The sequence below is a fragment of the Pseudoalteromonas sp. McH1-42 genome (assembly GCF_022347845.1).
Classification (GTDB): domain Bacteria; phylum Pseudomonadota; class Gammaproteobacteria; order Enterobacterales; family Alteromonadaceae; genus Pseudoalteromonas; species Pseudoalteromonas rubra_D.
In genome coordinates this window covers 43,209-55,885 of the sequence record NZ_JAKRFU010000024.1, presented here as the reverse complement: position 1 = coordinate 55,885, position 12,677 = coordinate 43,209, and the positions used below count along the sequence as shown (strand labels likewise).

12 protein-coding genes are annotated in these 12,677 nt (G+C 49.6%); 8 read left to right on the top strand and 4 right to left on the bottom strand.

Annotation, left to right across the window (positions count from 1 at the left end):
• The first annotated feature begins 41 nt into the window (after positions 1-41).
• The 4 genes from proB to gltX all read left to right on the top strand — a co-directional run bounded on the left by proB (position 42) and on the right by gltX (position 4,272).
• Positions 42-1,166, top strand: coding sequence for a glutamate 5-kinase (proB, locus tag MHN31_RS19610; RefSeq protein ID WP_239445122.1), 1,125 nt, complete (start codon positions 42-44; stop codon positions 1,164-1,166).
• A gap of 128 nt (positions 1,167-1,294) precedes the next feature.
• Positions 1,295-2,248 (top strand): GGDEF domain-containing protein, encoded by a 954-nt coding sequence (locus MHN31_RS24425; RefSeq protein WP_239445121.1) that lies wholly within the window; start codon positions 1,295-1,297, stop codon positions 2,246-2,248.
• Between the two features lie 69 nt (positions 2,249-2,317).
• Entirely contained in the window at positions 2,318-2,683 is a 366-nt protein-coding gene (locus MHN31_RS19600) for a glutaredoxin (RefSeq protein ID WP_010383201.1), read from the top strand.
• Between the two features lie 101 nt (positions 2,684-2,784).
• Positions 2,785-4,272: a glutamate--tRNA ligase gene (gltX, locus tag MHN31_RS19595; RefSeq protein ID WP_239445120.1), complete on the top strand. Its 1,488-nt coding sequence runs from the start codon at positions 2,785-2,787 to the stop codon at positions 4,270-4,272.
• A gap of 93 nt (positions 4,273-4,365) precedes the next feature.
• Here the strand turns inward: gltX and MHN31_RS19590 are convergent, their stop codons facing one another.
• From MHN31_RS19590 to MHN31_RS19580, 3 genes are all read right to left on the bottom strand, one after another.
• Entirely contained in the window at positions 4,366-4,809 is a 444-nt protein-coding gene (locus MHN31_RS19590; RefSeq protein WP_239445119.1) for a MarR family transcriptional regulator, read from the bottom strand.
• 1 nt (position 4,810) lies between these two features.
• A complete protein-coding gene (locus MHN31_RS19585) occupies positions 4,811-5,293 on the bottom strand; it encodes a glutathione peroxidase (RefSeq protein ID WP_138536086.1) in 483 nt (160 codons plus the stop codon).
• An 85-nt stretch (positions 5,294-5,378) separates the two neighbouring features.
• Positions 5,379-6,248, bottom strand: coding sequence for a LysR family transcriptional regulator (locus MHN31_RS19580; protein ID WP_138536088.1), 870 nt, complete (start codon positions 6,246-6,248; stop codon positions 5,379-5,381).
• A 152-nt stretch (positions 6,249-6,400) separates the two neighbouring features.
• On the opposite strand from MHN31_RS19580, the gene MHN31_RS19575 reads away from it, so the two are divergent.
• The 3 genes from MHN31_RS19575 (at position 6,401) to MHN31_RS19565 (ending at position 9,156) form a co-directional block, all read left to right on the top strand.
• Positions 6,401-7,555: an iron-containing alcohol dehydrogenase gene (locus tag MHN31_RS19575; RefSeq protein ID WP_239445118.1), complete on the top strand. Its 1,155-nt coding sequence runs from the start codon at positions 6,401-6,403 to the stop codon at positions 7,553-7,555.
• A gap of 128 nt (positions 7,556-7,683) precedes the next feature.
• Complete coding sequence (locus tag MHN31_RS19570) at positions 7,684-8,328, top strand: cytochrome b/b6 domain-containing protein (RefSeq protein WP_239445117.1); 645 nt, start codon at positions 7,684-7,686, stop codon at positions 8,326-8,328.
• A 135-nt stretch (positions 8,329-8,463) separates the two neighbouring features.
• Positions 8,464-9,156, top strand: a complete 693-nt coding sequence (locus MHN31_RS19565) for a DUF3581 family protein (RefSeq protein ID WP_239445116.1) — start codon at positions 8,464-8,466, stop codon at positions 9,154-9,156.
• 63 nt (positions 9,157-9,219) lie between these two features.
• Here MHN31_RS19565 and MHN31_RS19560 read toward each other — a convergent pair whose 3' ends face one another.
• Complete coding sequence (locus MHN31_RS19560) at positions 9,220-10,398, bottom strand: DcaP family trimeric outer membrane transporter (RefSeq protein WP_125558241.1); 1,179 nt, start codon at positions 10,396-10,398, stop codon at positions 9,220-9,222.
• A gap of 323 nt (positions 10,399-10,721) precedes the next feature.
• Between MHN31_RS19560 and acs the strand changes: the two genes are divergently transcribed.
• Complete coding sequence (gene acs / locus MHN31_RS19555; protein WP_125558239.1) at positions 10,722-12,659, top strand: acetate--CoA ligase; 1,938 nt, start codon at positions 10,722-10,724, stop codon at positions 12,657-12,659.
• The last annotated feature ends 18 nt before the right edge of the window (positions 12,660-12,677 follow it).

Here is a 12,677-nt window from a genome sequence, read left to right as displayed (position 1 = left end):
AAAGCTCAATGCCTGTCATTTATACAGTGAAGGAATGAGGAATGAAGAAAAGTAAAGTTATCGTGATTAAGCTGGGGACCAGTGTGCTTACTGCCGGTACAGATAAGCTCAATAAACCACGTATGATCGATATTGTCACTCAGTGTATGGCACTCAAGCAACAGGGTTATCTGCCCGTGCTGGTGTCCAGTGGGGCGGTGGCTGCGGGCAGAGATGCGGTTGAGCACAGCGTCGGCGTTTCGATAGCAGAAAAACAAATGCTGGCGGCCATTGGCCAGGGTCAATTAATCCACTTATGGCAGTCTCTGTTTGCGCTATTTGATCAGCCAGTGGCACAACTACTGCTCACACGCGCAGATGTAGAAGACCGGGAGCGCTACCTGAATGCACGCGATACCATAACCCAGTTGCTGAAACATCAGGTGATCCCCATCGTTAATGAGAATGATGCCGTCGCCACCTCAGAAATAAAAGTGGGTGACAATGATAATTTATCTGCGCTTGTGGCGATTTTGGCCAATGCCGATAAGCTTTTACTGCTGACCGATCAGCCCGGCTTGTTCACGGCGGATCCCCGTAATAATCCTAAGGCCACGTTAATCTCTGAGGTCGAGTTTATTGATCAGTCACTGATGGCGCTGGCGGGTGGGGCTGGCAGTAAGCTGGGCACTGGCGGTATGTATACTAAGCTCGAAGCCGCACGCACAGCACAGCGGGCCGGGATTGAGACCATCATTGCTAAAGGGGCTGAGCCTCAGGTAATTGAACAGGTGATGGCGGGTACTGCACAAAGCACCACCTTTGTGCGCTTTGATGCGCCGCTTGAGGGACGTAAAAAATGGCTCTTGTCAGGTCCTAAATCAACGGGCTATGTGCAATGTGACCCCGGCGCGGTGGCTGCCATCGCGCATCAGGGCGCAAGTTTATTGGCGAAGGGCATTGTGGCCATCGGCGGCGAGTTTGCGCGGGGCGATGTGATTGAAGTACGTGACCTTGACAATCAATTGCTTGCTAAGGGACTGGTCGCTTTTGATCATCAGGAAATGGACCAAATCAAACGTCTGCATAGTAGTGAAATCCCCCTGGTTTTGGGGTATCCGGCGTCTAATGTAGTGGTACATCGTGACGACCTGGTGTTACTGGATATCTACGCCGGCTCACTCTAAGTTTTACTCGTTGCTACCTGGCTGAGTCTGTTATTCGTGGGCTCAGGTCAGGCCCGTTTTGAAGGTTGGATTGAAAGCTGGTAAATAAGCGCTAATCTTTAAGTTGGGTCTGAATACTGGGCAATTACGTGACTACCTCCACTTGCGGACACGAATACACCATTAGCTTGTTAGAGCTGAAAGAAGAGCAGGCATTGTATCAGCAGTTTTGCGACATTCTACAGTCGCTGCTGCCAGAACAACCTTTGAGTTTTTTTATTCGCCCTAGCTTGTCTAACAAAGAAGCGCTAAAGCTGATTTATCAGCAACATGTCAGCGAACCCATGGTATTGCAAGAGATGCTCGAGAAAGCCCAACTGTGTATGGGCAAATCTGTGCTCATCAGTAAATCCTACACCTGTATGCCGTTACGGCTTGATGACCAGGTGATTGGGTTGCTGTGGATCTATGAGGCGTTAACCCCGGCTAATTGCAATCTGACTGCACATTTGATGAATGTGTTTTTTCATCAGCTACATACACTGGCACTGGCCCGTATTGACCCCTTATCTCAATTACTCAACCGCCAGACCTTTGATGAGAAGGTCCTTGAAATCGCCTCAGGCCAGGGCTTTTTGCAGCCCCGAGAAGAGCCGGATCCGCGTCGCTGGTATCTGGCCTTGTTCGACATAGACCATTTTAAGCGCGTCAATGACTCCTTTGGTCATGTCATAGGGGATGAAGTGATTTTATTGACCGCTCAGCATCTGAAAGAGAATTTTCGAGCCGAGGACTATGTGTTTCGCTACGGAGGCGAAGAGTTCGCAGTCTTGTTTCAGGCGCACAATGATAGCGAAGCCCAATCTTTGTTAGATCGCGTACGCGGCGTGATCCGTTCTGTGACGTTTCCTCAGGTGGGCCAGGTGACCCTGAGTGTTGGCTTTACGGATGTGACGGATGTGATGCAAGTGTCCGAGCTGGTTAACCAGGCCGATATGGCACTGTATCACGCCAAACAACATGGCCGGGACCGGGTCATTTTTTATGGCACGCTGGAGGGCGTCTCTTTACAGGTTACGACCTCAGATATTGAACTTTTTTAAGTCATTCGGTGCCAATTTTCCGGCAATTCTGTGGTATTCTACGCGCCACAAGAATTCTGGAGTATGACAATGAAATTAATCCGTATGCTGCTTGGCAGCCTGATTTTACTGTTTGATTTTATCTTTACCCCGCGCAGCAAAAAGCGCCCTGCAGAGGCGCAAGCCAAGTTGGATGCGCAAACCGCCAAACTGAAACTGTATCAATTCAAAGGGTGCCCATTCTGCGTTAAGGTGCGTCGTGCCGCCAAGCGGGAAGGCCTGAAACTGGAAACCCGTGATGCCAAGAATAATCAGGCATATCGTCAGGAGCTGCAAGAGCAGGGGGGCAGAATCAAAGTACCTTGCCTGAGAATTGAAGAGCAGAACCAGGTAACCTGGCTGTATGAATCGAACGACATTGTTGACTATTTACAAAAGCTTGAGCAAGCCGCTTAATCTCGACATCCGGCATACTGGCTGTCAGCGGTTTGCCCGTACAAGGGGCTATGCTAGCATTAGCCCCATGACCTCATTAGACACAATTTAAGAGAAAAAACATGACTATCCGCACGCGTGTTGCACCGTCACCGACGGGCGATCCCCACTTAGGCACAGCCTATATTGCGTTATTCAACTACTGTTTTGCCAAGCAGCAAGGTGGTGAATTTGTTCTGCGTATCGAAGATACCGATCAGCAAAGAAGCACCCCGGAGTCAGAGCAAGCAATTATGGACAGCCTGCGTTGGCTTGGCCTGGAGTGGGATCACGGACCGGATGTCGGCGGTGATTTTGGTCCTTACCGTCAATCTGAACGCAGTGACTTATATAAAAAATATGCTCATCAGCTGGTGGAAGAAGGCAAGGCGTTTTATTGTTTTGCAACGGCCCAAGAACTCGACGAAATGCGTGAGCAGCAAATGGCCGAGGGTTTACGTCCTAAGTATGATGGCCGTGGTCTGAAACTGACTCAGGAAGAAGTACAGGCAAACCTGGATGCGGGCAAACCTTATGTGATCCGTATGATGATCCCAGAAGAAGGCAGCTTTAAATTTAACGACTACCTGCGTGGTGAGATTGAGATCCCGTGGGAAAATGTCGACATGCAGGTGCTACTGAAAGCGGATGGCTTCCCAACTTACTTCCTGGCCAACGTGGTTGACGATCACCATATGCAGATCAGCCATATCTTCCGTGGTGAAGAGTGGATCAATTCAGCGCCGAAACTGCTCAAGCTGTACGAAGACTTTGGCTGGCAAGCGCCGGTTCTTGGCCACCTGCCATTATTACGTAACCCGGACAAGTCGAAGTTGTCTAAGCGTAAGAACCCGACTTCTATTAACTACTATAAAGAAATGGGTTACCTGCCAGAAGCGGTCCTGAACTATCTGGGCCGTATGGGCTGGTCTATGCCTGATGAGCGTGAGAAGTTTACGCTGGCTGAGATGATTGAACACTTCGACATGAAGCGCGTGTCTTTGGGTGGTCCGGTATTTGATATCGACAAGTTAAGCTGGCTAAATGGCCTGTGGATCCGTGAAGATCTCAGCGATGAACAGCTGATTGAACGCTTTGTTGACTGGAAGCTCAATGGCCAGATGTTGGCGCGAGTGCTGCCAGAAGCGAAAACCCGCATTAATACCTTGTCTGATTTGGTTGGTCTGGCAGGTCACTTTGTTGGTGGGATCCCTGAGTATGATCCGGCACTATTAACTGCGGGCAAAGCAGAAGAAGATACCGTGCGTCAGGCACTGCAGTTCTTTATCTGGGAACTGGACAAGCTGCGTCAGTGGAACAAGAGTGAAGTTTTCGCCGTGGCTAAGTCTGTAGCGACCTTCCACGAGTTGAAGATCAAGGACTTCCTGGAGCCCATCTTCGTTGCCATTACCGGCAAGACCTCGTCGACCTCTGTGGTGGATGCCATGGAGATCCTGGGATCAGACTTGTCTCGTGCGCGCTTACGGGTGGCATTAAACCACCTGGGTGTGTCTAAGAAGCAAGCGAAGAAGCTGGAAAAAGCATACCGTGAATACCCAAGCATAGGGTAACGGCGAACAACTCACATTATGCCCTTCAGATTGACGGGGTAATGAAACGGGTTGGATATAGAAGGCTGAACTGAGGTTCAGCCTTTTTTATGGCTAATCAGCGTCTGACTGACTCGTTAAAAAGCCATCCAGGAGTGCCTTGAGCTGTTGCAGATCTGCCAGTGGCATTTTGGTCTGTGCCAGCATTTGTTGGGGAATGCAGCTACAGTCAGCCTCCAGTGCTTTGCCTTTTTCTGTGAGGTAAATATGGCACTGGCGCTCATCACGTTCTGAGCGCTCCCGCGTGACTAATGCTTGCTGGGCCAGCCTTTTAAGCAGTGGCGTAAGTGTGTTGCTATTGAGTTGCGCGCGTTTGCCAATTTCTCCCACCAGTAACCCATCCTGCTGCCAGAGGATCATCAGTACAATATATTGCGGATACGTCAGGCCGCGCGCCTTCAACAGCGGTTGATAAAGCCGGGTGACCTGCCGCGATGCGGCGTACAGGCTAAAACACAGTTGATTGTCCAGACGTAGTTCCGAGGGCTGCTCTTTCATTTTATGCGCTTAATGCTTTTTCGATGTCTTTACTTATTTTCTCAGGTTTTGTTGTTGGCGCATAGCGTGCTAATGGCTGGCCATCTTTACCCAGCAGGAATTTAGTAAAGTTCCACTTAATTTTATTACCAAACAGGCCGGGCAGAGCGTCTTTAAGATAAGCATACAACGGGTGTGCCTGTGCACCATTGACGTCGATTTTTTCCATCATCTGAAAATCCACGCCATAGTTGATCAGGCAGCCTTGCTGTATCTCGCTGGCACTGCCGGGCTCCTGCTGGCCAAACTGGTTACAGGGAAAGCCAATGATGCTCAGACCCTGGGAACCATATTGCTCATGCAGCGCCTGAAGCCCCTCATATTGCGGGGTCAATCCGCACTGGCTGGCAGTATTAACAACCAGCACCACTCGACCTTGCAGGCTGCTAAACTCAAACGGTTGCCCTTGCAGTGTGTTTGCACTGAACTCATATAGTGTTGTCATTTAAAATCTCTCAAGATTATATCGTGTGCGATATAATTTAAAGTAACAGACCACATAGATCAAGCTTTATTCAGTCAAAGCTTGTCTATGTGGACTGAAACCGCTCCAAGAGAAAGTCGATAAGCAGGCGCACGCGGTAGGGCATGAGATCTTTACGCGGATAAACCAGCCAGGAGGCGTTGTCGGTGACCTGAAACTCATCCAGCAGGCTGATCAGTGCACCTGAGGCGAGATGCGGCTCGACAATGTCGCGTGCCAGATGAGAGATCCCCAGTCCTTGCAGGCAGGCCTGTAACAGGGCATGTGGGTGATTCGTCCGCCAGTTGCCGTTGATTTTGACTTCTTCAATCTCACCATCAATGATAAAACGCCATCGATTATTTGCGGCCAGCAGGCAATTATGCTGAGCCAGCGCATGCGGATGTGTGGGGGCTGGGTGAGCATCAAGATAACGAGGGCTGGCAGCCAGGGTCATGGGTCGGGGTGTCAGCTTACGGGCGATGAGACTGGAGTCACGCATCCGGCCAAAGCGGATCGCCAGATCAAAGCCATCTTCAACCAGGTCAACGTTGCGGTTGTTGAAGTCAATCTCAACGGTCACTTCCGGATACTGAAGGCAAAACTCGGCAATCACCGGCGCAACCGTATTGGCGACGAAATCCCCGGCACCAGTAATGCGAATGTGTCCTTTCGGTATTTGCTGGCCACCCAGTAGCTGATCATTGGCTTCGCTGAGTTCTTGCTGGATCAATTTGAGTTTGGCTGCGTAATGCTTGCCTGCATCGGTCAGGTTAATGCTGCGTGTGGTGCGTTGCAGCAACAAAGTGCCCAGTCGCTGCTCCAGTTGTTGGATCTGGCGGCTCACATGTGAAGTTGATACATCCAGTGCCTGAGCGGCTTTACTGAAACTGCCCTGCTCAACGACGGCGAGAAAGATATCCAGCCCTTGCCACATTTTTGTTTCTCCAGTGCAAGTAAGATTAATATGGTATTAGTATTGTTGCAGTATGGCAAAATTAATTTGCCAGTGAACTAATGATCATGACAGTCTGTCAGGCTAGACTGAGAGTCGTTTTATATCGAGTCACAAACTAACAGGAACAAAGCATGCTGAATTTCAGTTTTCATAACCCAACGCAGATCCTCTTTGGAGAAGGTCAGATTGCCGCTATGTCGGACAGTATTCCTGCTGACGCGAAAGTGTTGGTCATCTATGGTGGTGGCAGCATTAAAAGCAATGGCATATACCAGCAGGTAAGTGATGCGCTGGCCAATCATCACTGGGGTGAGTTCAGTGGTATTGAGCCAAACCCCAGCTATCAGACCTGTATGCAGGCGGTCGAGGTCATTCGTCAACAAGGATATACCTATTTGCTTGCTGTTGGCGGTGGCTCGGTCATTGATGGCAGTAAGTTTATTGCGGCAGCTGCTGAGTTTAAGGGTGAGCCCTGGGACATTCTGGCCAAAGGGGCGCAAATCGAATCGGCCCTGGATCTGGGCGTCGTGCTGACCTTACCTGCAACCGGCTCTGAGTCGAACAGCTTCAGTGTGGTCTCAAACAAAGAAACCAACGACAAACTACCGTTTGCCTCACCGCAGGTACAGCCTAAATTCGCGGTGCTGGATCCCACAGTAATGAGCTCATTGCCTGAGCGTCAGTTGATCAATGGTGTGGTCGATCCGTTTGTACATGTGATGGAACAGTATCTGACTTACCCCATTGATGCGAAAGTCCAAGACCGTTTTGCAGAAGGTCTGTTGCTGACTTTGATGGAAGACGGCCCGAAACTCTTCTCAGACGAGGTGGACTATAAAGTTCGCGCTAATGTGATGTGGTCAGCGACCATGGCTCTGAATGGGCTGATTGGTTCGGGGGTACCGCATGACTGGGCAACTCACATGATTGGCCATGAATTAACAGCCGTTTATGGATTGGACCATGCTCAGACTCTGGCCATTGTTTTACCACGCGTGATGCATGAACAGCGCGACAGTAAACAAGGCAAATTGCTGCAATACGCAGAGCGTGTGTTAGGCCTGGATATCAGTGACGAAGCACAGGCGATTGATCAGGCGATTGAGAAAACCGAAGCCTTCTTCCAGTCGTTGGGCATGAAAACGCGTCTCAGTGACTATGGTGTCGGTGAAGAGGCGGTGGATAAAATCGTCGCTCAACTGGAGCGTCATGGCATGGTTGCACTGGGAGAGCATCAGCAGGTTGACCTGAGCAAATCACGCGCCATTGTGGCTGCGTGCCTGTAACCTCAGAATCTTGCATATTAATCTCACTGTTCGGGGCGATGAGCGCAAATCTTCGCCCCGAATTCACGTATTTTTCCCGGCTGTGATACCCTTCGGGGTTGTAACCAATATCACGCGGGGTAAATAGCATGGCAACTAAAGTTTGGGACGGATTCATACGTGGCTTTCACTGGCTACTGGTCATTGGCATTGCGGTGCTGTATTTCAGTGGCGAAGAAGGCTGGCTGGAAATCCACTTTGTAACAGGCTACCTGTTATTGGCACTGATGGCGACGCGTTTGATTTGGGGCCTGATCGGGAGCCAGACGGCAAAACTCAGCAGCTTATTCCACTCTCCAAAAACCGTGCTTGCTTCGTTGAAATCTTCAGCCCCGTTTGTTGGTCATAATCCGGCAGGTAGCCTCATGGTACTGGCATTTTTTGTGTTGATCATGGTGCAGTTGATCTCTGGGTTGTTCACTACCGACGATATTTTGGTTGAAGGGCCACTGGTTTCATATGTGCCTTATAGTTGGGCGGAGTTGGCGGGTGATATTCATCATACCAATATCGACATTTTGCTGATTGCCATTGCCGTGCATATTAGTGCGATTGTGCTCTATCGTCTGAGAGGCAAAAACCTCGTTAAGCCGCTGCTCACGGGTAAGACAACTGAGCCAGTTGCAGCAGCGCCGGCGATGCGCAGTGGTTTGTTGGCTTATGGTATCTTTGTTGTATTCAGTGTGGTGTTGCTGCTGACGTGGGGGTATGAACCCCTTATGGCTCTATTTTGATTTTGTTAACTTGTTGCAATTACTAAACTTTTAACAGATAAAAACGTCTTTTTAAGGAAACTTAAACAGATATGACCTCTGTGGGTCATAATTCTGCTAACATAGTGCGGTTTTAACGCAATACAGAAGTGAATTATGCTAACTCCTTATTACCAGCAAGAAATGGATAGCGTGGCAATTAGCCGCGAGCAGGCCAGTCAGTTCGCTAAACAAGTGGCGGATGACTTTAACCCTTTGCACGATGTGGATGCTAAAAAATTCTGTGTACCGGGTGATCTGTTGTTCTCACTAGTCCTGGAACGCTACGGTGTGAGTGAGAATATGCATTTTGATTTTGTCGGCATGGTGGATGAAACCAGTCGTCTGCAGTTTCCACCGTTGAGTGACGCTTTTGATATTACCTCAGAAGACAAGGTCATGCTGTCGGTGAAACGCAGTGGTGAAATCAAACAATGTGACAGCCTGACCAGCAGCTTGATCCGTAACTACGTTGAGTTCTCGGGCACGACTTTCCCACATGTGATTATTCCATTGATGGGCAAACAAGATGTGATGATCAACCCAGCACGTCCTATGGTGATCTACGAATCAATGTCGATTCACCTGGATATGCTGGACATTGAGTCGGTGACTCTTGAACCGGCGGAGCCTGAGTTTTCCTTTGAAGGCAAACGCGGCAAAATCGTCCTGCGCTTTAATCTGTTCCATGGTGATGAGCAGGTTGGTCAGGGTGAAAAGCACATGGTGGTTGCAGGCGTACGGGAGTATTGTCAGGAAGCTGTCGATAAGCTGATTGAGTATTACAACGAGCGAAAAGCAACCTTGTAAGCACTGCACACACAGTTTAAAAATAAAAAGCCCGCATCATGCGGGCTTTTTGTTGCGGGAGTTTTAAAAAACATACTTTACGGAGAACTGCAGGCGGTCCAGATCGCCTTCTGCGCCACTTTCAGTTTCACGTGTTGCGACTTTATATTCCGCACCAAAGGTCAGCTTTTTAACTGGTGAGTAGAGGATATTCGCGCTATAGCTGGTGGTCGACTCTGTGGGATCTATGGTGATACCAAGCAGATCTTTGTCATTATCCGCAGACAAGAAAGAATAGAGGAAGGTCGAACGCCACTGTGGGTTCCAGTAATGCTGGTAGGCGATAAATCCGGAGGTCGAATCAATTGCATGCAGGTCTTTGCCATCATAGACCGCACCATGTGCTGCATTGAGGCCCACATAACGACCCAGACCCTGGCCTTGTGTCAGCATAAACTTAAGGTTGTTCTTACCAAAGTTGATACGACCAGATGCGCTGATCCCGAATGAGGTCTCGCTTTCATCTGCTGTGGCGACTTTATAGGTCAACTCGCGACCTAAGGCGGCAACTACCAGGTGTCCCCAGTCCGCTTTATAGGTATATCGTGCGGTAAAATCAGGCATACTGGCGTCGTCTGTTACCACGCGCGCGCCACCTTCAGAGGTAATGGTACTTTCCGGGTTTTCCGCTGAAAAAGACCAGTTACCAATGGTGTATTTGGCCATAGCTTGGCGAACAAACACGGTGCCATCAGCCGGGCCGACAAAGTCCAGGGTTTCAGGCAGGGCGCTAACATTTTGGAAGTTAGACCAGGCCTGACCAAACAACCAGCCTTTGTAAGTGACATACGCCTGACGAATTCGTGGTGAGTAAGAGTTAGTCACACGCTCGTTGCCGCCGGTTGAGGCGATAAAATCCAGCTCAATTTTTGTTTTAATACTGCTACCATCATCCAGCTTGGTATCTGTAGACAGGTTGAAGCGCGACTGACGGGCATGCATATCAAATACCGCATCTTTAGGTTCGCCGCCACTAACAGGAGTGGTACCAGGGACATAGAAATCCCGGCCAATATGCTGTGAGCCTAAACTGCCATCGGAAAAGTCACTCCAGATAGCATCCAGCTTAATGTATCCACCATATTTTACTTCAGTACTGCCCAGCTCAGCCGCATTGGCACTGGCTGTGAGCAGGCCGCCAAGTAACGCGGTTTGCACGGCCAGGGCACTAAGCGTTAAGTTATTTTTCTTTGCTGTTGTCATAGTTGAATTCCTGTATACATTGCTCCGGATTGCGCAGACAAACCCGGGGTGAGGTCAGCGAATGTGCTTCGTGTTCTTCAATGTTGTTGATGACGGCTTTTTACTCAATTAACCTTTGGTCTATACGACTAAGGTGGGATGTCTGAGGGAAACGACTCTGCATTGTGTATCTTGCGCTTGTCGTACATCTGCAGAAGTGCCCGGTTTGTCTACTATGTTTGCAATACAGGTGCAAGTACAACTAAGGTCTAATACTTAATATAAAAAGAGTGGGCGATCCTTGGTGAATCGCCGTCTGGCCAAAAATCAACATGGAGATGACTATGTCACAGAGCATTTATCCGGTTCCTGAAGCCATCAGGAACGCAGCGCTGGTAGATAACGATCAATATACAAAGCTATACCAAGAATCCATTGACGATCCTCAGGCGTTTTGGGCGGAGCATGGTAAGCGCCTTGACTGGTTTACCCCTTACAGCAAAGTAAAGAATACGTCGTTTGACAAAGGTCATATCAGCATTAAATGGTACGAAGATGGTGTATTGAATGCCTCTTACAACTGTATTGATCGTCACCTGAAAGACAATGCAGACAAAGTCGCGCTGATCTGGGAAGGCGACGACCCAACGCAAAGTGAGCATATCACCTTCCAGCAACTGCACGATGAAGTGGCAAAACTGGCCAATGGCCTGAAGAAGCTGGGTGTCCAAAAAGGCGACCGTGTTGCCATCTATATGCCAATGACGCCACAGGCAATTTACGCCATGCAGGCATGTGCCCGTATTGGTGCTATTCACTCGGTTGTGTTTGGTGGCTTTTCACCTTCAGCGATTGCTGATCGGATCAAAGACTCGGGTGCAAAAGTTGTGATCACATCAGATGAAGGCCGTCGTGGTGGTAATTGTGTACCGCTTAAGGCAAATGTGGATGAAGCGGTCAGCCAGGACGGTGTTAACATTGAACATGTAGTTGTGCATCAGCTCACCGGTGGAGAGGTGGAATGGCAAGCGCACGATGTCTGGTGGCATGAACTGGTGGCTGATGTAGCCAGTGAGTGTGAGCCTGAGCCAATGAATGCCGAAGATCCTCTGTTCATCCTTTATACGTCTGGTTCAACCGGCCAGCCAAAAGGGGTCGTACACACGACCGGTGGCTATCTGGTTTATTCATCCATGACACACGAGTATGTGTTTGATGTTAAAGCCGACGATGTTTACTGGTGTACTGCCGATGTGGGTTGGATCACCGGCCACAGTTATATGGCTTATGGTCCGCTGGTAAATGGCTGCACTCAGGTTATTTTTGAAGGTGTCCCGACTTACCCAAGTTCAGGACGTATCGGTGAAGTTGTGGATAAGCACAATGTCACTATCCTATACACAGCACCGACTGCTATCCGTGCCTTAATGGCGAAAGGCGATGAGCCAATTGCCAGCTCAAAACGCACCAGTTTGCGCATTATGGGATCAGTAGGCGAGCCGATTAACCCGGAAGCCTGGAGCTGGTATTACGAGAAGATTGGTAACAGCCAGTGCCCCATCGTGGATACCTGGTGGCAGACTGAAACTGGTGGCATCATGATCACGCCACTGCCGGGCGCAACGGATATGAAACCGGGTTCGGCGACCCGTCCATTCTTTGGTATCGCACCGGCCTTGTTCGATGCAGAGGGCAATACATTGCAAGGTGCGACGGAAGGGAATCTGGTGATCCTGGACAGCTGGCCTTCGCAGGCACGCACAGTGTATGGCGATCATGAACGTTTCGAACAAACTTACTTCTCGGCCTATCCGGGCGTGTATTTCACGGGGGATGGCTGTCGTCGCGATGAAGATGGCTATTACTGGATCACCGGTCGTGTGGATGATGTACTCAATGTGTCGGGTCACCGTCTGGGCACCGCTGAGATTGAAAGTGCTCTGGTTGCACACGAAGCAGTCGCAGAAGCGGCGGTTGTGGGTTATCCCCATGACATTAAGGGTCAGGGCATTTATGTATACGTGACGCCAAACGAAGGGGTTGCCGTCACAGACGAGCTGACCAAGGAAGTGCGCAACTGGGTACGCAAAGAGCTTAGCCCGATTGCGTCACCGGATATGATCCAATGGTCACCGGGTCTTCCTAAGACGCGTTCCGGTAAAATCATGCGTCGTATTCTGCGTAAGATAGCGGCGAATGAGTATCAACAATTGGGCGATACTTCGACTTTGGCAGACCCTAGCGTGGTCGATGAATTGATCGAAAACAGACTAAACCGTTAATTGGGCGTTAATCGCTTG